The 24,262-nt window shown below is 63.8% G+C and carries 27 protein-coding genes, 1 other RNA gene and 1 riboswitch; of the genes, 11 read left to right on the forward strand and 17 right to left on the reverse strand.

Going from position 1 to position 24,262, the window contains the following annotated elements:
* Positions 1 to 138: 138 nt before the first annotated feature.
* Positions 139 to 399, reverse strand: coding sequence for a mycothiol system anti-sigma-R factor (rsrA, locus tag AC5RVY_RS18740; protein ID WP_493956200.1), 261 nt, complete (start codon positions 397 to 399; stop codon positions 139 to 141).
* Positions 396 to 1,238: a sigma-70 family RNA polymerase sigma factor gene (locus AC5RVY_RS18745; protein WP_493956221.1), complete on the reverse strand. Its 843-nt coding sequence runs from the start codon at positions 1,236 to 1,238 to the stop codon at positions 396 to 398. The genes rsrA and AC5RVY_RS18745 overlap by 4 nt, the downstream gene beginning before the upstream one ends.
* 205 nt (positions 1,239 to 1,443) lie before the next feature.
* On the opposite strand from AC5RVY_RS18745, the gene AC5RVY_RS18750 reads away from it, so the two are divergent.
* The 10 genes from AC5RVY_RS18750 (at position 1,444) to AC5RVY_RS18795 (ending at position 9,985) form a co-directional block, all read left to right on the forward strand.
* Positions 1,444 to 1,992: a DoxX family protein gene (locus AC5RVY_RS18750; RefSeq protein WP_493956201.1), complete on the forward strand. Its 549-nt coding sequence runs from the start codon at positions 1,444 to 1,446 to the stop codon at positions 1,990 to 1,992.
* Positions 1,993 to 1,999: 7 nt separating this feature from the next.
* Complete coding sequence (gene aroA / locus AC5RVY_RS18755; protein ID WP_493956202.1) at positions 2,000 to 3,391, forward strand: 3-phosphoshikimate 1-carboxyvinyltransferase; 1,392 nt, start codon at positions 2,000 to 2,002, stop codon at positions 3,389 to 3,391.
* Entirely contained in the window at positions 3,375 to 4,490 is a 1,116-nt protein-coding gene (rsgA, locus tag AC5RVY_RS18760) for a ribosome small subunit-dependent GTPase A (RefSeq protein WP_493956203.1), read from the forward strand. The genes aroA and rsgA overlap by 17 nt, the downstream gene beginning before the upstream one ends.
* 48 nt (positions 4,491 to 4,538) lie before the next feature.
* Positions 4,539 to 5,351 (forward strand): histidinol-phosphatase, encoded by an 813-nt coding sequence (gene hisN, locus AC5RVY_RS18765; protein ID WP_493956204.1) that lies wholly within the window; start codon positions 4,539 to 4,541, stop codon positions 5,349 to 5,351.
* A gap of 159 nt (positions 5,352 to 5,510) precedes the next feature.
* A riboswitch (SAM riboswitch) is annotated at positions 5,511 to 5,624 on the forward strand.
* Positions 5,625 to 5,712: 88 nt separating this feature from the next.
* A complete protein-coding gene (locus AC5RVY_RS18770; RefSeq protein ID WP_493956222.1) occupies positions 5,713 to 7,110 on the forward strand; it encodes an aminotransferase class V-fold PLP-dependent enzyme in 1,398 nt (465 codons plus the stop codon).
* A 55-nt stretch (positions 7,111 to 7,165) separates the two neighbouring features.
* On the forward strand, positions 7,166 to 7,924 hold the full coding sequence (locus tag AC5RVY_RS18775; protein WP_493956205.1) for a class I SAM-dependent methyltransferase: 759 nt from the start codon (positions 7,166 to 7,168) through the stop codon (positions 7,922 to 7,924).
* 31 nt (positions 7,925 to 7,955) lie between these two features.
* Positions 7,956 to 8,669 (forward strand): metal-dependent transcriptional regulator, encoded by a 714-nt coding sequence (locus tag AC5RVY_RS18780; protein WP_493956206.1) that lies wholly within the window; start codon positions 7,956 to 7,958, stop codon positions 8,667 to 8,669.
* A complete protein-coding gene (locus tag AC5RVY_RS18785; protein ID WP_493956207.1) occupies positions 8,670 to 9,158 on the forward strand; it encodes a fluoride efflux transporter FluC in 489 nt (162 codons plus the stop codon).
* On the forward strand, positions 9,155 to 9,571 hold the full coding sequence (locus AC5RVY_RS18790; protein ID WP_493956208.1) for a fluoride efflux transporter FluC: 417 nt from the start codon (positions 9,155 to 9,157) through the stop codon (positions 9,569 to 9,571). The genes AC5RVY_RS18785 and AC5RVY_RS18790 overlap by 4 nt, the downstream gene beginning before the upstream one ends.
* Positions 9,572 to 9,616: 45 nt before the next feature.
* Positions 9,617 to 9,985 carry a hypothetical protein gene (locus AC5RVY_RS18795; RefSeq protein ID WP_493956209.1) on the forward strand — a complete coding sequence of 123 codons (369 nt, stop codon included), beginning with the start codon at positions 9,617 to 9,619 and terminating at the stop codon, positions 9,983 to 9,985.
* Positions 9,986 to 10,055: 70 nt separating this feature from the next.
* Here AC5RVY_RS18795 and AC5RVY_RS18800 read toward each other — a convergent pair whose 3' ends face one another.
* The 15 genes from AC5RVY_RS18800 to galE all read right to left on the reverse strand — a co-directional run bounded on the left by AC5RVY_RS18800 (position 10,056) and on the right by galE (position 22,812).
* Positions 10,056 to 11,039, reverse strand: a complete 984-nt coding sequence (locus tag AC5RVY_RS18800) for a S1C family serine protease (RefSeq protein WP_493956210.1) — start codon at positions 11,037 to 11,039, stop codon at positions 10,056 to 10,058.
* 236 nt (positions 11,040 to 11,275) lie between these two features.
* Positions 11,276 to 11,644, reverse strand: a transfer-messenger RNA (tmRNA) gene (ssrA, locus tag AC5RVY_RS18805).
* A gap of 77 nt (positions 11,645 to 11,721) precedes the next feature.
* The gene (gene smpB / locus AC5RVY_RS18810; protein WP_050054575.1) at positions 11,722 to 12,195 is read right to left on the reverse strand and encodes an SsrA-binding protein SmpB; all 474 of its coding nucleotides are present in this window, start codon (positions 12,193 to 12,195) and stop codon (positions 11,722 to 11,724) included.
* 84 nt (positions 12,196 to 12,279) lie between these two features.
* Positions 12,280 to 13,707: a peptidoglycan DD-metalloendopeptidase family protein gene (locus tag AC5RVY_RS18815; RefSeq protein WP_493956211.1), complete on the reverse strand. Its 1,428-nt coding sequence runs from the start codon at positions 13,705 to 13,707 to the stop codon at positions 12,280 to 12,282.
* 26 nt (positions 13,708 to 13,733) lie between these two features.
* On the reverse strand, positions 13,734 to 14,648 hold the full coding sequence (ftsX, locus tag AC5RVY_RS18820) for a permease-like cell division protein FtsX (protein WP_493956212.1): 915 nt from the start codon (positions 14,646 to 14,648) through the stop codon (positions 13,734 to 13,736).
* Positions 14,645 to 15,424 carry a cell division ATP-binding protein FtsE gene (ftsE, locus tag AC5RVY_RS18825; protein ID WP_493956213.1) on the reverse strand — a complete coding sequence of 260 codons (780 nt, stop codon included), beginning with the start codon at positions 15,422 to 15,424 and terminating at the stop codon, positions 14,645 to 14,647. The genes ftsX and ftsE overlap by 4 nt, the downstream gene beginning before the upstream one ends.
* A gap of 184 nt (positions 15,425 to 15,608) precedes the next feature.
* Positions 15,609 to 16,724, reverse strand: coding sequence for a peptide chain release factor 2 (gene prfB, locus AC5RVY_RS18830; protein ID WP_493956214.1), 1,116 nt, complete (start codon positions 16,722 to 16,724; stop codon positions 15,609 to 15,611).
* Positions 16,725 to 16,822: 98 nt separating this feature from the next.
* Positions 16,823 to 17,233, reverse strand: coding sequence for a pilus assembly protein TadG-related protein (locus AC5RVY_RS18835; protein WP_493956223.1), 411 nt, complete (start codon positions 17,231 to 17,233; stop codon positions 16,823 to 16,825).
* Positions 17,234 to 17,265: 32 nt separating this feature from the next.
* The gene (locus tag AC5RVY_RS18840; RefSeq protein ID WP_493956215.1) at positions 17,266 to 17,793 is read right to left on the reverse strand and encodes a hypothetical protein; all 528 of its coding nucleotides are present in this window, start codon (positions 17,791 to 17,793) and stop codon (positions 17,266 to 17,268) included.
* The gene (locus tag AC5RVY_RS18845) at positions 17,774 to 18,118 is read right to left on the reverse strand and encodes a TadE family protein (protein WP_493956216.1); all 345 of its coding nucleotides are present in this window, start codon (positions 18,116 to 18,118) and stop codon (positions 17,774 to 17,776) included. The genes AC5RVY_RS18840 and AC5RVY_RS18845 overlap by 20 nt, the downstream gene beginning before the upstream one ends.
* 120 nt (positions 18,119 to 18,238) lie before the next feature.
* Positions 18,239 to 18,511, reverse strand: a complete 273-nt coding sequence (locus tag AC5RVY_RS18850; protein WP_493956224.1) for a hypothetical protein — start codon at positions 18,509 to 18,511, stop codon at positions 18,239 to 18,241.
* An 88-nt stretch (positions 18,512 to 18,599) separates the two neighbouring features.
* Entirely contained in the window at positions 18,600 to 19,538 is a 939-nt protein-coding gene (locus tag AC5RVY_RS18855) for a type II secretion system F family protein (RefSeq protein ID WP_493956217.1), read from the reverse strand.
* A complete protein-coding gene (locus tag AC5RVY_RS18860; RefSeq protein WP_493956218.1) occupies positions 19,538 to 20,395 on the reverse strand; it encodes a type II secretion system F family protein in 858 nt (285 codons plus the stop codon). The genes AC5RVY_RS18855 and AC5RVY_RS18860 overlap by 1 nt, the downstream gene beginning before the upstream one ends.
* The gene (locus AC5RVY_RS18865; RefSeq protein ID WP_493956219.1) at positions 20,392 to 21,615 is read right to left on the reverse strand and encodes a TadA family conjugal transfer-associated ATPase; all 1,224 of its coding nucleotides are present in this window, start codon (positions 21,613 to 21,615) and stop codon (positions 20,392 to 20,394) included. The genes AC5RVY_RS18860 and AC5RVY_RS18865 overlap by 4 nt, the downstream gene beginning before the upstream one ends.
* Before the next feature lie 177 nt (positions 21,616 to 21,792).
* A complete protein-coding gene (galE, locus tag AC5RVY_RS18870; protein ID WP_493956220.1) occupies positions 21,793 to 22,812 on the reverse strand; it encodes a UDP-glucose 4-epimerase GalE in 1,020 nt (339 codons plus the stop codon).
* A 612-nt stretch (positions 22,813 to 23,424) separates the two neighbouring features.
* Between galE and AC5RVY_RS18875 the strand changes: the two genes are divergently transcribed.
* Positions 23,425 to 24,262, forward strand: an 838-nt coding sequence (locus AC5RVY_RS18875; RefSeq protein WP_493956225.1) for a GH25 family lysozyme, incomplete at its 3' end; no start/stop codon positions are given.

Consider the following 24,262-nt stretch of genomic DNA (forward strand, 5'->3'; position numbering starts at 1 on the left):
GCCAGGTACAGCGGTTACAGCAAAGGACCCCGGAAGCCGATCGGCTTCCGGGGTCCTTCGTCTTTGGGTGACCTGCAGGCTCCCGCTGTCCAAGGTCCCTGGCCGGGCCAGCAGGCGGCCCGGAGCGTCAGGCACCGCCTAGGCGTCCACCGGACGGATCGAGTGGATCCGGTCCAGGATGGCGTTCTTCAGGTTCTCTGGAGCAGCTTCGGTGCAGGAACGCTTAACCATGTTGCGGATCACGCATTCAAGGTCGTACTGCTCCGAGCACTCCGGGCACTCATCAAGGTGCGTCTTGATTTCCGTGATGTCGTCACGGGTCAGCGCTCCGTCAAGGTACTCGTAGATGCGTTGCATCCTCGTATCGTCGCAGTCGCCCAATCCCTGGCAGTCGCTCATTTCCTGTTCTCCTGTTGTGTGCTTCCTGCCGCGTCCGGTGCATCCGCGGCTGTTTTGAATCCTCGCTCGGCGGCGTATTCCCCGAGCATGTCCCGCAACATTCGCCGGCCGCGGTGGAGCCGGGACATCACTGTTCCGATAGGGGTATTCATGATGTCTGAGATTTCCTTGTAGGCGAACCCTTCAACATCCGCGAAGTACACCGCGAGGCGGAATTCTTCGGGGATGGCCTGAAGGGCGCGCTTGACGTCTGAATCCGGAAGGTGATCCAGCGCCTCAGCCTCAGCGGAGCGCAGCCCGCTGGAGGTGTGTGACTCAGCACGGGCCAACTGCCAGTCTTCTATTGTGTCCGAATTGGACTGAAGCGGTTCGCGCTGCCGTTTGCGGTACAGGTTGATATAGGTGTTCGTCAGAATCCGATACAGCCAGGCCTTGAGGTTGGTTCCCGGCTTGTACTGATGGAACGCCGAAAAGGCCTTGGTGTAGGCCTCCTGGACGAGGTCCTCTGCGTCGGCTGGATTCCGGGCCATCCGCATGGCCGCCGAGTACAGCTGGTCGACGTACTGCATCGCATCGCGTTCGAAACGGACGCGTCGCTCCTCGGTGGACTCGGTGGAAACGTTGACCGCTTCTTCTGCCGATTCCGCAGGCTGCACGGATTCTTCCGTGGGCTCTGACGGCTCGGGCAGGGCATCGGCGGTCTTCTTGGCGTCGTTCTGCGAAGCCTCATACATGGCCGAAACGGCCGGATCCAGGGTGCTCATTGCCTTCAAGTCTACTGTCAGGCTCCGGGCACGCGCCGAACCGTACCCGGGAGGTTCAGCCCCCAACGAGTCCATGGCTACCGGGCCTGCTGCATCGATTCCGTCCAACACCCGCCTCAAGGGCCAACTCCGCTCTGTTGTCCGGTGCTTTGTCTTGTGGGCCCGGCTCTTCAGGCCCAGTTGCCATAACCTGCAGCTTCGGGCAAATATTCCCCAAAAGTGCAAGACTAGAACGGACTCCGCCGCACCAGACGCGGTTCGTCCACCCAGGAGGAAATCCATGTCCTTTGTCCGCACACTCGCACGGCCCATGCTGGCTTCCAGTTTCGTTCTTGCCGGAATGGATAAGCTCAGGAATGCCGACGATACCGCGCAACAGCTCTCGCCCCTGCTGAGCAAGGCCACGGCCGCGCTCCCTTTCCAGACCGACGAGAAGACTCTGGCCCGGATCATCGGCGGCACGCAGGTGGGCGCCGGTGTTCTGTTCGGACTGGGGAAGTTCTCCCGTCTTTCGGCCACCGTGCTGACCGTGGTTTCCCTGCTCAACACATTTGTCGAGTGGCGCAGCGCGGACATCAGCAGCAAGGAGGGCCGCGGAAGCCGCCGTAACCAGCTGCTGAAGAACCTGTCCCTGAGCGGCGGGGCCTTGCTTGCTTCCGTGGACACGGCAGGCAAGCCGGGGCTGGCCTGGCGTGCCGAGCACCTCGCGGCCGACGCCCGGAAGGGCGCGGCGCACCTCGCCGCCGATGCCCGGAAGACCACGAACAAGAAGCTGCACAAGGCCGACAAGGCCGTGCGCCGTGCTGTGGAACAGGCCACGGGGGCATAAGCAGGACATGACCGCACCAGCCGCCGATACCCGGGAAAACTCCGAAGCGTCCCTCCCCCACTGGCCCGCCCCCTTCGCCGCCCGCCCTGTCGATGCCACTGTCACCGTGCCGGGCTCGAAGTCGCTGACCAACCGCTACCTGGTGCTGGCCGCACTTGCCGACGGCCCGTCGCGCCTGCGCGCACCGCTGCATTCAAGGGACTCGGCCCTCATGATCGAGGCGCTCCGCCAGCTGGGCGCCACCATCACCGAGGTGCCGGGTGAGGGAGCCTTCGGGCCGGACCTTGAGGTCCTGCCGCTCACCGCGGATGGAGCACCTTCCGACACGAGGATCGACTGCGGCCTCGCCGGAACGGTGATGCGGTTCGTGCCGCCGCTGGCAGCGCTGCGCAACGGAACCAGCCTGTTCGACGGCGATCCGCACGCCCGGAAGCGGCCCATGGGAACCATTATCGAAGCGCTGAAGGCGCTGGGAGTGAACGTTTCGGCGGATGGTGGCGGCACGCCGTCGTCCTTGCCGTTTCTGGTGGAGGGCTCCGGCGAAGTCCGGGGCGGCCACCTGGTTATTGACGCCAGCGCATCGTCCCAGTTTGTCTCGGCCCTGCTTTTGGTGGGGGCACGGTTCAGTGAGGGGCTGCACCTGGAGCATGTGGGCAAACCGGTGCCGAGCCTGGACCACATCAATATGACTGTTGCCGTACTCCGGGGCGCCGGCGTGGTGGTTGATGACTCAGTCCCGAACCACTGGGTAGTTGCCCCCGGGCCTATCCGCGCGTTCGACCAGCGGATCGAGCAGGACCTGTCCAACGCGGGGCCCTTCCTCGCCGCGGCCCTGGCCTCGGGCGGAACCGTGCGGGTCCCGGGGTGGCCGGACCAGACGCAGCAGGTAGGTGATCTCTGGCGCAGCATCTTGGCCGAGATGGGCGCCGACGTCAACCTGCGTGACGGCGTCCTCACCGTTAAGGGCGGACCGGCGATCAAGGGGGGAACTTTCGCGGATACCAGTGAACTGGCCCCCACGGTCGCGGCCCTCTGCGCCCTGGCCACGGGCCCCTCCCGGCTTACCGGGATCGCCCACCTGCGCGGGCACGAGACGGACCGGCTGGCAGCCCTGGTCACCGAGATCAACCGCCTGGGCGGCGACGTCGAGGAGACCAGTGACGGCCTGGTGATCCGGCCCGCCAGGCTGCACGCCGGCGTCGTCCACAGCTACGCGGACCACCGCATGGCCACCGCCGGAGCCATCCTTGGCCTGGCCGTGGAAGGGGTGCAGGTGGAGGACATCGCCACCACCGCCAAGACCATGCCGGACTTTCCCCGGCTGTGGGCAGACATGCTCGCCCAGACTGGCCCCTCCGATGCCGGAGCGGAAGGTTCAGCCGGTGGCGCGCGGCACTGACTCCTGGGACGAATCGGATGTCCGCATCCGGCCCAGCAAAAAGGGCTCCAGGCCCCGCACCAAGGACCGGCCAAGCCACGATGACGCGGTCACGGGCCGCATCGTTACCGTTGACCGTGGCCGGTACACGGCAGTGGTGGGTGAAGACTCGGGCTACGAGCGCGTTGTTATTGCCGCACGCGCCCGCGAACTGCGCCGCAACCCGGTAGTGGCCGGCGACTTTGTTTCGCTCGTGGGTGACGTTTCCGGCGACCCCCACACCCTGGCCCGTCTGGTGAAAATCCAGGACCGTAAAACCCTCTTGCGGCGCAGCGCCGACGATACAGATCCTGTGGAACGGGCAGTGGTGGCCAACGCCGACCAGCTTGTGATCGTTGTGGCTGCAGCGAACCCCGAGCCGCGCACCGGCTTCATCGACCGCGCCCTGGTGGCTGCCTACGACGCCCGGATCGAACCGATCCTGCTGGTCACCAAGGCGGACGTCAAGGATCCCGCGGAACTGTTGGCCAACTACGAGCACCTGGACTTCCCTGTCATCATCAGCCGGACGGCGGATTCTGCGGCTTCAGGCATCGATGCCCGCTCAGACGATGGTCTGTCGGCACGCCTGGACAGCACAGCCGTGGCGGAGCTGCGGGGCTACCTGGACGGAAAGGTCACCGTGATGCTCGGGCATTCCGGTGTGGGGAAATCCACCATGGTGAACGCGCTGACAGGGGCCGAGCGTGCCACCGGCGGCGTCAACGCCGTGACCGGACGCGGCCGCCACACGTCATCGTCCGCCCTGGCGCTTCGATTGTCCGATGCACCTCCGGGCAGCTGGATCATCGATACCCCGGGCATCCGCTCCTTCGGCCTGGCCCACGTGGACCCGGACCGGATCCTGCGCTCCTTCCCGGACCTCTTCCCGGGCATCGAGGACTGCGAACGGGGCTGCAAACATACCGCCACTGCGGTGAATTGCGGCCTGGACGCCTGGGTGGCGGGCGGCCATGCCGGAGCCACCGGGGAAGCGCGGCTGGCATCCCTCCGCCGGCTCCTCGGCACCGATCCCCGCATGGAGGCCCAGGAGACCAAGGAGCTTGGCAGCGTCAACTGACAACGCCGATCTCCCAGCAGAACCGCGAGCAGACGGTAGTTTGGAACCATGATCCAACCCGCTTCAAGCTACAACGATGACCTGCGCCTGGCCCATGTCCTGGCCGACTCCGTGGATGACCAGACCATGAGCCGCTTCAAGGCCCTGGACCTCCAGGTGGAGACCAAGCCGGACCTGACGCCGGTCACCGACGCGGACAAGGCCGCCGAAGAAGCCATCCGCGGCCAGCTTTCCCGTTCCCGGCCACGCGACGCCGTGCTCGGCGAGGAGTTCGGCAGCACCGGGCACGGGTCGCGCCGCTGGATCATCGATCCCATTGACGGCACCAAGAACTTTGTCCGCGGCGTCCCGGTCTGGGCCACCCTGATTGCGCTCGTGGATGAAGGCGAGCCGGTAGTGGGTGTGGTCAGCGCCCCTGCCCTGGGCAAGCGCTGGTGGGCCGCCAAGGGCATGGGCGCCTACATGGGCCGTTCCCTCGCTGCGGCCACGCGGCTGCGGGTATCCAACGTGGCCAAGCTCTCCGACGCCTCACTGTCCTACTCCAGCCTCAGCGGCTGGAAAGAGCGCGGCAACCTTGACAACTTCCTGGGGCTCACCGAGGATGTGTGGCGGACCCGGGCCTACGGCGATTTCTGGTCCTACTGCATGGTGGCAGAGGGCTCAGTGGACATCGCGTGCGAACCTGAGCTGAACCTTTACGACATGGCCGCACTGGTGCCCATCGTGGTGGAAGCCGGCGGACGCTTCACCTCCCTGGAAGGGGAAGACGGACCCTTCGGCGGTAACGCGCTGGCCACTAACTCCATCCTGCACTCCGAGGTACTCCGCCGGTTGAACCCGGACCTGGACGACCTCCTCTGAAGCAACAGCACCGAAGAATCAGCGGCGGGCGGCTCCTCAAGGAGGCGCCCGCCGTCGGTTCTTCGGGAAAAAGGCCCGCTTTTCACCCGCCCGTAACAATCCGCTTAACATTCCTGCCGGCTTCAAACCTTCCTGCCCCATGTCCTACGCTCTTAAGCAGGTCACGAGTGCCAGCGCGAAACCCCGGTTTGCTGGCCGGCAACCCTCCAACCGCGGTGGGGTGCCCCGGGTGACGACCAGGCCGGTCCGGAAGGGATACGGCAAGCGCGGATTCCCGGTAGCGGGAGTCCTTTCCAAAGTGAGGTCTTTCGTGACGACTGCCACCGTCTCCCCCAACGCCACTACCGCGCCCGGCACTCCCGTGCCTGAAGCAGCCCGGCCCGGGACCATCTTTGATGCCCGCCGTGCCGCCGCCGGCCGTCCGCTGTCCGCCGTCACCGGCGCTGAGATCCAGGCGCCGCTGATCCAGGGCGGCCACATCCGCTACGCCAACCTCGACTATGGCGCCTCCGCTCCGGCCCTGTCGGTGGTCTCGGCATACCTGAACGAGATCCTGCCGTTTTACGCCAGCGTCCACCGCGGCGCCGGTTACGCGTCCCAGATCAGCACCTCCGTCTACGAAAACGCGCGGAATATCGTCCGGGAGTTTGTGGGCGGACGCCGGGACGACTCCGTGATCTTCACGCGGAACACCACCGACTCGCTCAACCTGCTGGCCGGCTGCCTGCCCGTCACGGAGGGCCGGCCGGACGGGGATGTCCTCTACCTGGACATCGAGCACCACGCCAACCTGCTGCCTTGGCAGGGTGTCCCGCACCGCAGCATCGTTGCTGCGGACACCATCAAAGGCACCATCGACGCCGTCCGTGCAGAGCTGGCGCAGGGCGGCGTAAGCCTGCTCGCCGTCACCGGCGCGTCGAACGTCACGGGCGAGATCCTTCCCATCCGCGCCCTGGCCGCTTTGGCCCACGAGCACGGCGCACGGATTGTGGTTGACGCCGCCCAGCTGGCACCGCACCGCCGGATCGACATAGCCACGGACGACGTCGACTACCTCGCCTTCTCCGGCCACAAGCTCTACGCGCCCTTCGGTGCCGGCGTGCTGGTGGGCCGCTCCGACTGGCTCGATGCCGGAACGCCGCACCTCGCCGGCGGCGGCGCCGTCAAGGAAGCAAGGCTCGACGGCGTCAGCTGGGCCACCGGGCCGGCCCGCCATGAGGGCGGGTCACCCAACGTGCTGGGCGCGGCGACGCTGGCCCGTGCCACGCAGGTGATCGCCGGGCTGGACCAGGAGCAGTGGCACGCCCACGAATCGGCCATCCGTTCCTTCCTGGTGGAAGGCCTGCAGCAGATCGACGGCGTCACGGTGCACCAGATCTTCAAGGACACCAACCCGGATACAGACACTATCGGCGTGGTCAACTTCTCGGTGGAAGGCTACGACGCCGGGCTGGTGGCAGCCTATTTGTCCGCCGAACACGGCGTTGGGCTGCGCGACGGCCGCTTCTGCGCCCACCCGCTGTTAAAGCGCCTGGGTTTGCCGTCCGGATCGCTGCGCGCCAGCTTCGGCGTCGGCTCCCGCCTGGAGGACGCAGAGCGTCTCCTTGCCGGCATCACGGCGCTGCGCAACAACGGGCTGGGCTGGGACTACGTGGTGGACGCCGGGCGCTGGGTTCCTGCAAACGACACTCGGACCTACCCGCATTGGGCTCCCAACACCCCGGGAACCGCCGGGGCTGCTCCCTGCATTGACGATTAGGCACTTGCGGTAAATTCGAAGGATACCCAAGGGCAACAATCGAAGGAGGCCACACGTGGTACGGGGTGGCCCCAGGCTTGACCACGGACGGCGGCGGGAACTCGGCCAGAGCTTCCAGGACGGCGGCCGGCACTACCAGGAAGTCCGCCCGGGCTACCCTGAAGAATCGGCGCAGTGGCTGGTTCCCGCCGGAGCCCGGGATGCCTTGGACGCCGGCGCCGGCACCGGAAAATTCACCGAACTCCTGCTTGGCATGGGACTCTCCGTCACGGCAGTGGACCCCTCCGCGGACATGCTCGAACAGCTGCGGGCGCACTACCCCGCTGCCACGGCCGTCCAGGCCACGGCAGAGGAGACCGGCCTGCCCGAGGCCACCTTCGACGTCGTCAGCGTTGCCCAGGCCTGGCACTGGTGCGACGCGTTGGAAGCAAGCCGCGAGCTGGCGCGCGTCCTGCGTCCGCAGGGAACACTGGGACTCATCTGGAACCAGCTGGACACCTCGGTTCCGTGGGTTCACCGGCTGTCCCGGATCATGCACGCCGGAGATGTCTACAAGCCGGATTTCCGTCCCCACGTGGGGCCGGAATTCCGTGATCTTGAGGGCCACGTGACGCATTGGCAAGACCGGGTCACCACCACCGATCTGGTGGAGCTGACGAAGTCGCGGAGCTATTACCTGCGGGCGGGCGAAACCACCCGCGCGAAGGTGCTGGCCAACCTGGACTGGTATCTGCACGAGCACCTGGGCCATAGCCTGGATGAAGAGCTCGAACTCCCCTATCTCACGCTCACGTGGCGGGCCATCAAAGCGTAACGGCGGGCGGTCAACGGGTAGGCTAGGTACTGTGAAGACCAGCGCGCCCTCCTCCTCCATCGAGGATTACGTCAAGGTCATCTACTCATTCACTGAATGGCAGGACAAGCCCATCACGTCCTCCCAGCTGGCCCAGCGCCTGGGCGTGGCCAATTCCTCGGTGTCCGAAATGGTCCGGAAGCTCAAGGACCAGGGCCTGGTGGACCATAAGCCCTACAGCGCTATCACTCTTACGGACCAGGGCGTCCGGCTGGCACTGTCCATGGTGCGCCGCCACCGCCTGATCGAGACCTACCTTGTCCAGCAGCTGGGCTACAGCTGGGACGAGGTCCACGACGAAGCTGAACTGCTGGAGCACGCTGTTTCCGACACGTTCATTGAACGCGTCGCAGCCAAACTCGGAGACCCGCAGCGCGACCCCCATGGCGACCCGATCCCCACAGCCGAGGGCACAGTCATGATGCCCCGCGCCCACCTGCTCGGGGAACTGGACCAGGGGCACACCGGCAGGATCACCCGGATCAGCGACGAAAACCCGGACCTGCTCCGCTACCTTTCCGCCGAGGAGATAGACCTCGACGCCGAAGTGGAGGTGGTGGGCCGCAAGCCGTTCGGTGGTGCCCTGGTGGTGCGGATCCGGAACTCGGGCAGGACCAGGGATTACGATTTGGCCGATGAAATCACGTCTGCCCTGTGGGTGCACAGCGACCATCCCCACCCGGGCTGCCTGCTCGGGGAGAGCTGAATGACGCCTGCCGGCAGACCGGCGGTCCGCGCCTGGGTCGCTGTTGCCATCGGAGGCCTGCTCGGTACTGAACTGCGGTACGGGCTGGGGCTCGCGTTCCCGGATGTACCGGGCTCCGTACCGTGGGCAACCCTGTGGATCAACATGGGTGGAAGCTTTGTGCTGGCGTTGCTGACTACGGTGTGGATGGCCCGGCCCCACACGGCGTTCTGGCTCCGTGCAGGTCTGGGACCCGGCGTCCTGGGATCGTTCACCACGTTCTCCGCGGTGGTGTTCGCGGCGGACCAGCTGGCGCGCGCCGGCTCGCACTTCATCTGGGTCGCCTACCTGGTGCTGTCGGTATTGCTGGGCCTCGCCGCCGCCGGTGCAGGGTGGCGCTCCGGGAAGGTAGTGGCAGGCCGGTTGAACGGACGCGATACCAGGATGCGCGCGCAGGATGCCGGCCGGATGGGCGGGCGCGGTCCCGGTCGGATGGACGGGCGCCCATGATGGCGGCTGCGCTGGTGGGTGTGTTCGGGGTGGCCGGCGCGCTGCTCCGTTTTGCCGTGGACAGCTGGTTCGCCCACCACACCTCGATCCGGGCAGCCCGTGGCTCTGAAATGCATGGCACAGTCCATAGGGAGCGGTTGCACTGGCCGTGGGCCACGCTGCTGGTGAACGTTGTGGGGTGCTTCATTATCGGCGCCGCCCACGCTGTCACCCTCAGACTAGGAATGGCCCCGGAATGGGAGGCCGCACTTGCCACCGGGCTGGCAGGCGGGCTCACGACCTTCAGTTCATGGACCACCGCAACTGTCCGCCTGCTCAGTGAAGCCCGCTTCGGTGCCGCGGGTGCGAACCTGGCCGCCAACCTGGTTCTTGGTTTTGGCGCAGCTGCGGCAGGCCTGGCCCTCGCTTCCTAGGGCCGGCCGGGTGCGATTTGGCGGACTCCCGTATTGTGGATGGTGATGATTAGCAGACGCGACGCCGCCATTGCCCTGGATGTACCGATGGAAATGGCACAGCGCCATGGCCTTCCAAAGTGGATGACCGAGGCTGAACTTGGTGAGATCATGGACAACCCGCCGCCGTGGCTGGTCCAGTCCCGCGCCAACCGGACAGGCAAGCGGCCGGTCTGGGTGCACCTGGAGTGCGCCGTCTGCGGTTATGAGGAAGCGGCACGCCCCAAGAAGTGGTGGCCGGAATTCACCTACGTGGTCTGCGCGCACCATAACCCCGCGGACGTTCCGCCGCTGCGCACGGGGTACGTCCGCAGCGAGTTCGACGGCGTAGGCACGCGTTTCGTGGGCATCGCAGACGTAGCTGGTCAGGGCTAAGCCTCTTCCCTCTCCGGGGGGCCACCCCGCAATGCGGTTGCTGCCCTTCCCTTCCTGGACAGGCGGAACGCTACATTCCGCTGCTGTTCATTTCCTCCGGCACTGCCATGAGATGGATTTCGGCTCCGTCCCGCAACACGGCGAGCTGGAGTGGTTCGCCGATGGCGTCTGCGAACAACAGCCTCTGCAGGCTTTCGGCGTCGCTGACCGCGCGGCCACCGGCCGCGAGGAGGATATCGCCGCCGGTCAGGCCCGCCTTGTCCGCCGGAGAACCCGGCAGCACCTCCACCACCCGCAGGGCATCCCGCTGGCCGGTCCTGATCACGGCGCTCGGGCTAAGCCGCGTAGGAGTGCTGACCAGGCCGAGGTAGGCCCGCCGTACGCGTCCGTCCGCCAGCAGCGCTGAGATAATCCGCCGGGTGGTGGCGTTGATGGGGATGGCTAGGCCCAGCCCGGCACCGGCGACGGCGGTGTTGATCCCCACGATCCGGCTGTGGGTATCGGCCAGCGCTCCCCCGGAGTTGCCCGGATTGAGTGCGGCATCCGTCTGGATGACGTCCTCAATCACGCGACGGTTGCGGCCGGACCACACCGGAATGGACCGGCCCAGCCCGCTGACCACTCCGGCGGTCACGGAACCGGCCAAACCAAGGGGGTTTCCGACGGCCACCACCAACTGGCCAACGCGCAGGGACTCTGCGTCCCCGAACGTGGCTGGCGGAATCCGCGGCGGCCTGCCGTGGACCACGGCGAGATCGGACAGCGGGTCGGCGCCCACCAGCTCCAAATCCATTCGACTGCCGTCGGCGAAAACTGCATGCCCCCGGTTCGTGCCGGCCACCACGTGCGAGTTGGTCAGCAGGTAGCCGTCCTCGGTGAAGAGCACTGCGGAACCGGCGCCGACCCGTATGCGCCCGTTGCGGCGGCCGGCGGACATTTCCAGGGCTGCAACGTGAGGCGTCACGGTGGCGGCCACGCGCATGACTGTCTCTGAATAGGAGTCCAGGGCGTCGACGTCGGGCGCCTGCGGAACTGGCTCGCTCCCTTGGCTCATCGGGCACCTCCTCGGTTGCCGGACCCCGGCGGCATTGCGCGTCCGGGTCCTACCGGTGACAACGTTCGGCAGCGGATCCGTAGTCCCGGCCGGGCTACGCCGTGGGTGAACGGCGCGGATCCAGCCCCGCGTCTGCCAGGGCGTCCGGCCTTCCTGAGGGCAAAGAAAAGCACCCCGGTCCGAAGACCGGGGTGCTGTTCCGATGAATCCATTCCTGAGGATGGAACCATCGCAAAATGTGGAGATGGGGGGAATTGAACCCCCGTCCGATGTCGTGTTGTCAGGGCTTCTCCGGGCGCAGTTTGCTTCAGACTTTCTCGGCCCCAGCCATGCCGCAAACAGCTGGCTGATCCGGGCCCAGTCATCTAAAAGTCCCGTTCACCCCGATGACGAAGGTGAACAGCAGTGGCTATCTAAATGACGCCAGGATCCGGGGCGATAGCAACCTCGGGCTGACGGACTGTCTTACTGCTTAGGCAGCAAGAGCGAAGTCAGTGCGCTTAGATTCGGCACTTATTGGTTTGCAGAAAGCGTTTACGAGATAATTCTGCATCCTCGGCCCGCTTCACCTGTCGCGACTAACATCGTCGAAACCGATCATCCCCATATTCTTTTACCAAACCGGCAGGCAAGCCTGCCGGACTACCTATCATAACGCATCATTCAGGGAATTCATTCCAGCCTATCGGCGGCGGTTGCGCTCCCGCATTTCCCGCTGTGCTTCGCGGTTGTCCTGCTGTTCGCGCAGGGTCTGCCGCTTGTCGTATTCGCGCTTACCGCGGGCCACGCCGATCTCCACCTTTGCCCTGCCGTCGACGAAGTACAGCTGCAACGGAACGATCGTGTAGCCCGATTCGCGCACCTTATGCGAGATCTTGATGAGCTCCTCGCGGTGCAGCAGCAGCTTCCGGCGGCGCCGGGCGGCATGGTTGGTCCAGCTGCCCTGGTTGTACTCCGGAATGTGAATGGCTTCCATCCACAGTTCGTCGTTGTAGAAGGTGCAGAATCCGTCCACCATGGAGGCGTGGCCTTCGCGCAGGGACTTCACTTCGGTTCCCATCAGCGCGATTCCAGCTTCGTAGGTGTCCAGCACGTGGTAGTCGTGCCGGGCCTTGCGGTTGGTGGCCACCACTTTACGGCCACTTTCTTTAGGCAAGGGAAAGCTCCTCAGTTGAAGAATCGGATGTCCTCCTGGCCAGCCGGCGCGGAGTCATACCAGTGTACGGCAGGCTTATCCGCGCTAGAGCAGCCCCATCGGATCCACGGCGGTACCGTTCAGCCAGGTCTCGAAGTGGGCATGGCAACCGGTGGAGTTTCCTGTATTGCCCGAGTAGGCAATCAACTGCCCCTGTGAGACCCGCTGGCCGTTCGACACCACAATGCTGGCGTTGTGATAGTAGATGGTGTTCAGCGTGTTGCCCTGCATCAGGCCGTGGGAGATCTTCACCCGCCAACCGCCGCCGTCAGCAGAGTTCCAACCGGAGCTGAAAACCTCCCCTGCCGCTGCAGCGTAGACAGGTGTGCCGCAGGCTGCGCCGAAGTCAAGGCCTGTGTGCATGTAGCCGCCCTGCCCGTAGAAGTCGATGGTCCCAGGCGGCGTCGCACGCCAGCCGAAGCCGGACGTGATGGGGATGTTGCCGTCGAAGGGATGCCTGAGGCCAAAGGCCGACGGCGATCCAACAGGAGGTACAAACGGCTGCACGGGGGGTGGCGGCTGGTTCCTAGCTGCGGCTGCCGCTGCGGCCGCGGCTGCGGCCTCCGCCGCCAACCGGCGCTGCTCTGCTTCCCACGCCTCGCGCAGCTTCCGGTCACGTTCTTCGATTTCAGCCGCGACGGCGTTCTGGCTGGCCTGCACACTCGCCAGCTGGGACTGGATGCCCGGCTTAGCCGCCTGCAGCTCTGCATCCAGGCGGGTGGTGTCGGCGATCAGCCGGTCCACTTCGTCTTTCCTGGCAGCTGCTTCGTCCCTGGCCACTTTCTCCCGCTCCAGGGCAGCGTCGGCTTTGGCCTTCAGGTCCTTGATCTCGGCTTCGACGGCCTGGAGGCGTGCCTCGGAGTTTACGTTGGTGGCGTTCTGCTGGGAAAGCTTGTCCATGGCGGCGTTCTGGCTGCGCATGGCCTGGTCCGCCAGGTCCATGGTCTCAGTGAGGCTTCCGCCGTTGTTCGAGCCGAAGAACAGGGATAGGTTGGAGGGCACTCCCCCGGACTTGTAGGCCTGGGTGGCGATCTGGCCGATCAGCTTCTTGGTATCGGCGATCTTTTGCTTGTCCGTTTCAAGCTGCTGGGTGATTTTGGCCTTGTTCTGCTGGGCCATATCCACACGGGCGGAAAGCGCTTCAACTTCCTTGACGGCACCGGCCACGCGCCCCTGCGCCTCAAGGAGGGCCTGCTGGGCGCCCGGCAACTGTCCCTGGTAAATGACCAGGTCGCTGGCAGCCTTGGCGATGCGCGAATCGACGAATTCCAATGACTGCTGGACCCTGGCTGCCTCAGCCTCGAGCGCCTTCTGCTTGTCTTCCAGCTCGTCGGCGAACGCCACCGGGGTGGAGGATGCGAGCCCCGCGGTGAGGACGACGGCGAGCACGGCGCTCATGAAACCGGCGCGGCGAGGCGCCTTCCGCCTGTTGGGGCGTGGGCGCTGCGGGGACGTTTGATCCATTACGTTCATGGGCATTCCTTGTTCGGTTTGCATACCTAGACCCGAAGGTATCGGCGCAAGGTCAAGAGAGACGAAATTCCCGCCAAGGATCCGCCAAGGATTATCAGGGCCGGTGCCAGGATCAGCGTCTGGCCGGAGGAGATGAAGGCTGTGTCCGGGTACTGCTGGGACATGTATTCGCCGAGGAAGAAGTGCGCGACGGCCCATAGGGTGGCGGAGGCCAAGGCGGCGCCAATGACTGCTGCGATGACGCCCTCCAGGATGAACGGCAGCTGGATCACTGTCTTCGAGGCGCCCACCAGGCGCATGATTCCGGTTTCACGGCGCCGGCTGAAGGCGGAGAGCCGGATGGTGGTGGCGATCAGCAGGATGGCGCAGACGATCATCACACCGGCGATGCCCACCGCCACCAGGGAAGCCCCGTTCATGACCGAAAACAGCCTCTCGAGAAGCTGGCGCTGGTCAATGACGGTCTCCACGCCCGGCTGGGAGGCGAACGTCTCGCTGATGATCTGGTACTTTTCCGGGTCCTTCATGTTGATCCGGAAGGATGCGGGCAGCTGGTCCGGCGTAACGGAGTCAACGATGGGCGAATTGGAGAACTGGTCCTTGAAGTGCTTGTAGGCCTCGTCCTTGGACTCGTACTGGAAGTCGTTGATGTACTGCGAGACCGCCGGCGATTCCAGGAGGGCGTTAAGGCTTGACTGCTGCTCGGCGGTGACGGGCCCGCTGGCGCAACCGGCCGCCGTCGAGCCTTCACTGCACAGGAAGATGGCCACCTGGACTTTGTCGTACCAGTAGCCCTTCATCTGGTTTATCTGCATCTGCAGCATGCCGGCCGCACCCACGAAGGTGAGAGAGACGAACGTGACCAGGATGACCGAGACAACCATGGAAAGGTTTCGTCGCAGGCCGCTGCCGATCTCGCTGAGAATGAATGCGAGCCTCATCGCTGATCCTCGCTTTCGCCCTGCTGTCCGGCGTCGGGGGTGTCCCGCCCGCTGGCATCCTTGAGCCTGCGTGACTGGCCCACCACCGGAATCATGGACGTGTACAGCGCCTTGGCTTCGTCACGGATGACCACACCGTTCCTGAGTTCCACCACGCGCTTGCGCATTTCGTTGACGATGTCGTCGTCGTGGGTGGCCATCACCACGGTGGTGCCGTTTTGGTTGATCTTGTCCAGGACGCCCATGATGCCCATGGAGGTGGTGGGGTCCAGGTTTCCGGTGGGCTCGTCGGCGAGGAGGATCCCGGGCCTGTTGACCACGGCGCGGGCGATGGCCACGCGCTGCTGCTCACCGCCGGAGAGTTCGTGTGGCATGCGGTGCTCTTTGCCTTCCAGGCCCACGGTCTTCAGGACTTCTGGCACGGTGTCCCGGATGACACTGCGGCTCTTGCCGATAACCTGCATGGCAAAAGCCACGTTGGCGAAGACGTTTTTCTGGGGCAGGAGCCGGAAGTCCTGGAAAACGACGCCGATTCCCCGGCGGAGCCGCGGCACACGCCAGCTGGAGATCTTGGCGACGTTCTGGCCGGCAACGTAGACGGCGCCGGAGGTTGCCCTGTCTTCCTTGAGGACCAGCCGCAGGAAGGTGGACTTGCCGGAGCCTGATGCACCGACGAGGAAGGCGAATTCGCCGCGATCAATCTCAAGGGTGACGTTGTCCAGCGCAGGCCGGGCTTTTTGGTCGTAGACCTTGGTGACATTTTCGAATCGGATCATGGCCCTAAGTACCCTGCAGGGCATAGCTGATTCTCAAATGCAGCCCAGTTCTGCAGCCGGTGCGCGGGTTTTCGTTTGGGGGAAGTAGGGCCCCGGCCCCTCGACTATACGCAGGGAAACCTGCGAATCAGGCGGGTTTCAAGGGGCGTGTCGCAGGATGCTGGTTGTCCCGGCGCTGCTGGTCCTACTTCTCCGCGTTGCGGTTGTCCGTGCGCCACCGGATGCCGGCGTCGATGAAGTCATCAATTTCGCCGTCGAAGACTGCGGATGTGTTGCCCACTTCGTGTTCGGTGCGCAGGTCCTTAACCATCTGGTACGGGTTGAGGACGTAGGACCGCATCTGGTCACCCCACGATGCCTTAACGTCTCCGGCAAACGCCTTCTTCTCGGCGTCTTCCTGCTCTTTCTTGAGGAGCAGGAGCCGGGACTGCAGAACCCGCATGGCAGCGGCGCGGTTCTGCAACTGCGACTTTTCGTTCTGCATGGAGACCACCGTCCCGGTGGGAATGTGGGTCAGGCGGACGGCGGAGTCGGTGGTGTTGACGGACTGGCCGCCCGGGCCTGAGGAACGGAACACGTCCACGCGGATTTCATTGTCCGGGATCTCGATGGAGTCCGTCTGCTCGATGAGCGGGATGACTTCGACGGCAGCGAAGGACGTCTGGCGCCGGCCTTGGTTGTCGAAGGGACTGATCCTGACGAGCCTGTGGGTTCCGGCTTCAACGCTGAGGGTTCCAAAGGCGTAGGGGGCTTTAACTTCAAAGGTTGCCGATTTGAGGCCAGCTTCCTCCGCGTAGGAAGTGTCCATAACCGTAGTGGGGTAACCGTGGCGCTCGGCCCAGCGGAGGTACATGCGCATCAGCATCTCGGCGAAGTCGGCTGCATCTACGCCGCCGGCTCCGGCCCGGATGGAGACCACGGCCTCGCGCTCGTCGTATTCACCGGACAGCAGGGTGACCACTTCCAGTTCCTTCAGGGCCTTCTTGATTGACTCCAGTTCGGCAGCCGCCTCCCCCATGGAATCGGCGTCGTCTTCATCCTGACCGAGCTCTACCAGGACTTCGAGGTCGTCGATTCTGGCCGCAAGCCGGTTAAGGCGCTCCAGTTCGGACTGGCGGTGTGAAAGGCGGGACGTGATTTTCTGCGCCGCTGCGGGGTCGTCCCAGAGGTCCGGTTCGCCCGCCCGCTCGCTCAGTTCGGCGATGTCTTCCTTCAGTGCCTCTACGTCCGAGACCCTTTCAATGGAGTCGTAGGTGGCGCGGAGGGCGCGGATTTCTGCGGAAAAATCAATATTGGCCATGGTCGTTTAAGCCTACGCCATCCCGGTGTTGGGCTTGACCTGGCTGACTCTCCCGTGCCGGGAGCACCTCGTTGGGCATGTGGGCGCTCCTGGGCCCGTCAACGGGTGAGCCGGGAACGCGCTGTGGAGGTTGCCTCGATGACTATCCCATCCGGCATCAGGAAATTCACGACCGGAGGGCGCACAACAGCCGTGAGCACCACGACGGCGGTGGAACCGTCCGGGGTGCCCGTGGCCCCTGCAACGGCGAGCCCGTTGAAGCGCTGTGACGCCGGTGTCCTGGACACGAAGTCCGCTGCCACGTTCCTTACCCTGGCGGGGTTGAGCACCGCCGAAGGGCTGCCGCCCTGCGTCTCCACCTCGCCCAAGGTGTAGCTGTCAGCGGCAGCAAGGGAGGCGCCATCGGCCAGGGAAAGCAGGCGCTTGTGTTCGAGGTACACGGAGGAAACACCGATGACCACTGTGGTGACCAGCAAGGCCAACGCGACATAGCCCAGGATCATGACCATCACCTGGCCGTCTTCGTCCCTCCATCGTGCTTTCACCGGAACCTGCCCACGAGCTGAGTGGACGACGCCTCCACCTCGCTGGCGCTGAGCCGGAAGCCATCACTGAAGGGCAGGAACGGGAGCGGCACTGTGAGGCGCACAGTCACGGTGACGGCGCTTCCTGCAGTTTGGCAGTCCGCCGGAGTGCATGTTGTTGCTACGCGCGCATCTTCGTCCGGATGGCCAAAGTCCGCCAGTGCGACCGCCACTGCCTGTTCGGCAGCGGCCTGCGCGGTAGCGGCATCAGGCTGGGCTATGTAAACTTTGGCGGCTTGGTCCGCCGCGCCGACCACTGCAAAAGAGCCTCCCTGGATCTGGCTCATGGTGATGATGAAGTACACGAGCGGGACCATCAGCAGCAGAGCCAGGAAGGTGAACTCAACGACGGCACTTCCTTGTTCTTGCCGGTGGCCGCCATGCTGGGCGCCGTCCCGCCGCCTGTTCCTTGGTTCTCTCGCCAACGCCTCCCGGAGCCGAGCGCTTAAGCGATCCCTTGCTGTCCTACGGCTGCAACGCTGCATGGCCCTTCACCTCCAGCGTGTCGCGGGGACCGATAAGTCCGATCACGGGCATTGGTGCCCGGACGGTTACTTCGAGGGTCCGCAGGCCCTGGAACGACACCTCGCTGGTGGTGATCTGTTCGGCGAAACCTGCGTTCAAAGCGGTTTTAATCAGGCTGCGGGTACGCTCCTCGGCATCAACAGCGCCGCGGTCAGCGAGTGTCCCGTAGCGGGCGCCTGAGGCCGCCGCATCAATCAGGGTATTTCTAACGTGCAACACCAGGGTCAGTTGGACAATCGCGAGGAAAAACAAAGTGAGCAGGCTGCCCACGAGGACAAAGTCCACTACGGCCGAGCCTCGTTCGCGGGCTTCGGTTGCCGGCTCGACTTCACCCTCTCGTGGACTTTTTCGTCTGCTGTCCAAGACACGCGCCGTGTTCCCGCGGCGGGCGGACGGCGTCATCGCCTAGCTTCCGACCTTGTCCATCGCTTGGTTGAACATGGCTTCCAGCGCGGGACCGGCGAGAGCCAGGAGCGCTGCAACCAAAACGGCGGACATCAAAGTGATCATGACCCAGCCAGGAACGTCGCCTCTCTCGGGATTGTCGGCTGATACGGCCCTTCGGGAAGGGACGCCGAGTAACTGCCAGCTTTGAGGCCTGTCCCACCGAGTCCTTTCACCGTTTGCGGCGCCCAGCCCGGGGCGCAGCGTGGCCACGACCGCCAGCAACAGCACCATGCAGCGAATCCCCATTTTCTCCATCATTTCCGTCCTATTCCTGCTTTTGTTTTCCGGCTTTACGTTCTTTGGTCTTTTTGTTTTGCACTCAGAAACCCAGGTTGATCGCCGCGATGCCTGGAAATACCGCAAAGACCACGGTCAGGGGCAGCACGCCAAATACGAGCGGCACCATCATGGCGATTTCTTTCTTGCCCGCCGACTCCATCAGGTCACGCTTGGCGGTATCCCGGACGTCCTGGGCCTGCGCCCGAAGCACATCGGCCAGGGGCGTGCCCCGCTCAACGGCGACCACGATGCCGTCCACAAACCGGACAAGTGGTGCGAGGTCTGTCCGCGCTGAAAACTCCTGCAAGGCCTGCACCAAGGGTTTGCCTGCTCTGGTTTCCGCAAGGACGTTGGAGAACTCTTTTGTCAGCTCGCCCTTGGCGCTGCGGCAGACCCTGTCCAAGGCGCCGGTAGCGCTCTCCCCTGCACTGACGGCGAGCGCCATCAGCTCGGCAAGGCTCGGGAATTCTGCCATCATCTTCGTTTCCCTGCGCTTGATCTGAAGGCCAAGCCAATAGTCCCGGAACATGAAGCCACCTATGGCACTGCCCACCACAGCCGCTGCAGCCAGCAAAGGGTTGAACCGGCCTGAGGCCGCACCGAGAACGATAAAGACAACGGAGACCGCGAACCCAGCAGCCGCCCACAAGAGCTGCTCTGCCCTGAAGTGGACGGGAGACTTGTGGATTCCTGCCTGTGCCAGTCTCCGGGCGGTAGTTTTCGAAACGGGGTTTAGCCTGCCGAGGATTGCCAGGCCGTCACGCAGCAAGGGTCGGAGAATCCGTTCCAGCGGCCCGAACGGCGTCACGTTCTGTTCAACGGCGCGAAGCAACCTCGATTCAAGATTTTGTGACTTCAACTGCGGTTCGATGCGCTGGGAAAGCGTGACGGCACGCATAAAGGGTGACCGGAAAATGACGAGCCAAAGTCCGGTCCCCATCAGGACCCCGCATACAACAGCGTTTGGTGAAATATCCATCACCTCAGCACCCTCTCGTCCTGCGGAAGGGTACCGATGCGAAGCATGATTGAGTAGCAGACCAATGAGACGACCAAACCACCGAGCAGAACTCCGGCCCCCACCGGGGTGTTGTAGGCCTGGACTGCCTCCGGCCTAGTGGCCAGCAGCATCATGACGATCCAGGGTGCGGCGACTGCGAGTCTTGCCGCATTGATGGTCCAGGACTGGCGTGCCTCAAGTTCACTTCGCGTCCGCGCATTCTCGCGCAGAAACTCGGCCAACGTTCCCAGTAGCTTGCCCAGGTCCGAGCCGCCCACTTCCCGGGTCAGGCGGAGGGCTTCGACGATCCGGTCCGCAACGGGGTCAGCCAGCCTGTGCTTGAGCTGGTTGAGCGATGCCTCGAATTGCCCACCCGCCCGGTAATCCGCACCGAAATCACGGAAAACGTGCCGGAGTTCCTCTGGCCCTTTGTCTCCAAGCTGTATGAGGGCTTCCGGAAGTGGCAACCCGGCACGGATGGCTGAGCGCAGGTGGTCTACGACGTCCGGCCAAAGTGTGCGAAGTAAAGCACTCCTTCTTTTGGCCCTCCAGCGCAGGACTGTGATGGGCAACCAGGCAGCGAAGAGTCCGAAGCAGCATGAGATCGGCCAGGAGCGGGTGACAGCAAAGAAGATCAGGGCGACGAAGAGTCCGAGCCCAATGCAGGTGCCCAGCAGGCCAGTGGCGGATACTTTTTCAATGCCGGCCCCGGCAAGCAGGTCCGAGAGACGGCTGGCTTTGGCCTTCGGGATCGCCCGCTTCGGCGATTCCCAGAAGGACCACCAGATGAGGAAGAAACCAGCGCCAGCTGTTACTCCAAGGAGAGCCGACATCATCGTGGATCCAGCAGCGCAGCGACGTCGTATCCTGCCCTGAAAAACTTTTCCTGCGCCGGCATGGAGTTGGCCCGCGGCCGCAGGCCGCCTTCCACCATGGTGAACACCGGGGATGATTCGATGATGCCGTTCTCCACTCTGCGGCCCAGGGAGAGAATCTCGGTCACTTCCCGGCACCCGTCCGCTCTGCGGCTGCAGTGCACCACCAGGTCAATGCATGATGCGACGGTCGGGACAACAAAGGCGCTCGAGATATTCTCGCCTGCCAGCAGTGGTAGGGTGCAGATCTTCGTCACGGCGTCATGGGCCGAGTTGGCGTGGACGGTGCACATCCCTGGCAAACCGGAATTTAAGGCAATCAGCATGTCGAGGCTCTCAGCTTCCCGGACTTCGCCGACCACTAGCCGGTCGGGCCGCATCCGCAGTGCCTCTTTGACGAGTCGGCGCAGCGGAATTTCACCCTCGCCTTCGAGGTTCGGCTGACGGCACTGCAAACCAACGACGTCCCTCAGGGGAAATTGCAGCTCGAAAATTTCTTCCACCGTGATGACGCGTTCGCGGCTCCCGATGCTCGCTGCCAGGCAGTTCAGCATCGTTGTTTTGCCCGCCTGCGTCGCCCCGGAGACGAGAATGTTGAGTCCGCTGGAAACCGCAGCTCCAAGGAAGCGGGCGGACTGGGGCGTCAGCGTGCCAAGCTCAACCAGATGCTCAAGCCTGCTCGCTTTGACCACGAACTTCCTGATGTTGACCGCCCAGTGCCTGCGCGTCACATCGGGGATGACAACGTGGAGCCTCGACCCGTCTGGCAGGGCGGCGTCGACAAAGGGTGATGACATGTCCAGCCGGCGGCCGGAACTTTTCAGCATGCGCTCCACCAGATCCCGCACCCGCTGCTCGGTCAGGCTGAGTGAGGTTAGCTCCGATTCGCCGTTCCTGGCGACATAGATTTCGTTGGGCGCGTTGATCCAGACCTCTTCGATGGTTGGATCATCCAGCAGCGGCTGCAGCACGCCGAATCCTGCGACGGCGTCAAAGAGGAACTTCCGGGCGGCATCAAGTGGTCCGATGGGAGGTAGCGGCCCCATCAGTGCGCGTTCGTCGTAGTCGGTTACTGCTGCCTCAACGAGACGGCGTACTTCTCCGGCCTGGTGCAGCGGATCAAGCCCCCGACGACGGATGAGCTCGCGGACTTCGTCCTCGACAATTGCCAGCGCGTCCATAAGTTCCCCAATACAACTGCCGCCCCCGGCGGAGGCAGTGCAACTGCGGTAAAGCCTAGGGACGATACAACATGCTGCCAAGTCATATCTTCATCACTTGTGGATAATTATCCCGAAGGCCGCTGAGGGCGTCCGACTTGAGCCCAGGCTCGCGGTCGTTGCCCTCCCGAATTGGGTTCAGACCGTCTGCTGGTATCCCATGGGGTTGTTTTCCTGCCAGCGCCAATGGTCCTGGCACATCTGCTGGAGATTCCTGCGTGCCGACCAACCCAGATCCGCAAGCGCAGCAGACGGGTCGGCATAGCTGACCGCCGCATCCCCCGGCCGTCGCGGCGCAAACTCATAGGGGATAGACCGGCCGGCGGCCGCCCGGAAAGCCTCTATGACTTCCAGCACTGATGATCCACGGCCGGTCCCCAGGTTCCAGCGGAACACACCATCTTTCGCCGCTACATACTTGAGGGCAGCCAAGTGACCTGCAGCAAGATCCATGACATGGATGTAATCACGGACACCGGTACCATCCGGCGTAGGATAGTCGTTGCCGAATACGAGCACCTTGTCGCGGCGGCCCACAGCGACCTGAGCCACAAATGGCAGCAAATTGTTGGGAGTGCCCTGCGGGTCCTCGCCGATTAGGCCGGATTCGTGTGCCCCCACAGGATTGAAGTAACGCAGCAAGGCAATGCTCCAGTTCGGGCTGGCAGCGCCCAGATCCGAGAGGATATCCTCGATCTGCTCTTTGGTCCGGCCATAGGGATTAGTGGCGTCCAACGGCGATTTTTCGATCAGCGGGACCTCCTCCGAAGCCCCGTAAACCGTGGCGGACGAACTGAAAACCAGGCGGCGGACGCCTGCTCCTTCCATGCTCTCCAACAGGTTAAGCGTTCCCACAACGTTGTTCTTGTAGTACATCAGGGGCTTTTCAACGGACTCACCTACCGCTTTGAGCCCCGCAAAGTGCACTACAGCATCGAAGCCGCCCTCCGCGAAAACCGTATCGACGGCGGCACCGTCCAGTAGGTCCAGCTCCCGGAAATCAACCGGCTTGCCCGTCAACACTTCGACCCGGCGCATTGATTCGGGGCTTGAATTCACCAGATTATCAACGACTACTACATCGTGGCCCTCTTGAAGGAGTAAGAGCGTCGTGTGCGATCCGATGTAGCCGGCACCGCCGGTGACCAATATCTTCATGACACCTACTCTAGGAGATTAGCCTGTTTTGACTTGGACCTAGTTCCATCACATGGGCCCCAGAACACTCAGGTATATCTCTAGTCACATCTGTAACGCAGTGTTACTCTGGGCGCGTTACCTATCAACTTGTCCCTGTTCGGCGAGTCCTGGGGGGATCCACCGGAACAGCAACCCTGATGAGCGTCAGCGCACGGCTCATTGTCACCGGAGCAATACATGAAGCGGAACCTGTCTCAGTCCCGTCATCCAGTCCTGAAACCCGTGGGTCTCCTTTTCCTTGTGTGCTCCTTGCTGTCAGCCATGGGACTGAGCGGAGTGGCGCAGGCAGTGGAATCCAGCCCGGCGGCTACTCCTTCCCCTTCTTCAAGTCCACAGCACTGGGAACCAAGGGTTTCACCGTCCTCCGTCACTCTGCCGGCGGAAACAGCGACGCCGGTACAGACCGCGACCGCGACGGCAATGCCATCTTCCACCGCTTCACAGACCATGGGGGAAGCCGTCGGCCAGGGCGCGGAGATGGGCCAGCGATCAGCCCGTGTAACCGCCTCCTCCAACACGACGGCGGTAAAACGCCTCAGTGCCGAATCACTGTCCGTTGAGGGCACATGGATGCCAACATTTGGCGTACAGGGCCTTGACGTGAGTGGCCACCAGACCCGTATCGACTGGCAGCAGCAGTGGAACATGGGTGCCCGATTCGCTTACGTTAAGGCCTCCGAAGGGAATTATTTCACCAACGACTTATTCAGCTCCCAGTATCAAGGCGCCCGCAATGTGGGGATGATCCGGGGCGCTTACCACTTCGCCATCCCGAACTGGTCCTCGGGAGCCGACCAAGCGCGTTATTTCGTCCAGAACGGCGGCGGCTGGTCAGCTGACGGATACACAATGCCTCCCGTCCTTGACTTCGAATTCAACCCTTACGAAGGAAGGACCATTAACGGTTTCTATTTTGGAAACACGTGCTACAACATGTCCGGTGGCCAGCTCGCGTCGTGGGTTCAGGACTTCGGCAACACCATGAAAGCGCTGACCGGCCGGCTGCCTGTCATCTACACGAACACCAGCTGGTGGAACCAGTGCCTCGGCAACCCCGCGGGTTTTGGCGACTATCCCCTTTGGATCGCGGCTTATCCGAGCTCTGCCACAAATAACGCGGGTCCGGTTCCGACAGCGAGCTGGGGAACGTACAGCATGTGGCAGTACAGCAGCACCGGGCCGTTCGCCGGAGACTCCAACGTCTGGAACGGCGACTACAGCGGTCTGAAGAGCTTCGTTTCCGGATACTCTGTTGATTTGCAGGGCGCGATCGGGTCGACTTGGACAGCTACCGGCGCAGCGACTGGCAAGCTCGGTTACCCCGTCACCAACGAGATCTGCGGTCTGACCGGCGGCGGCTGCTATCAGGGATTCCAGGGCGGGACCATCCACTACGCCCCCGGCGTCG

It is taken from the genome of Arthrobacter sp. Ha26 (assembly GCF_059091705.1).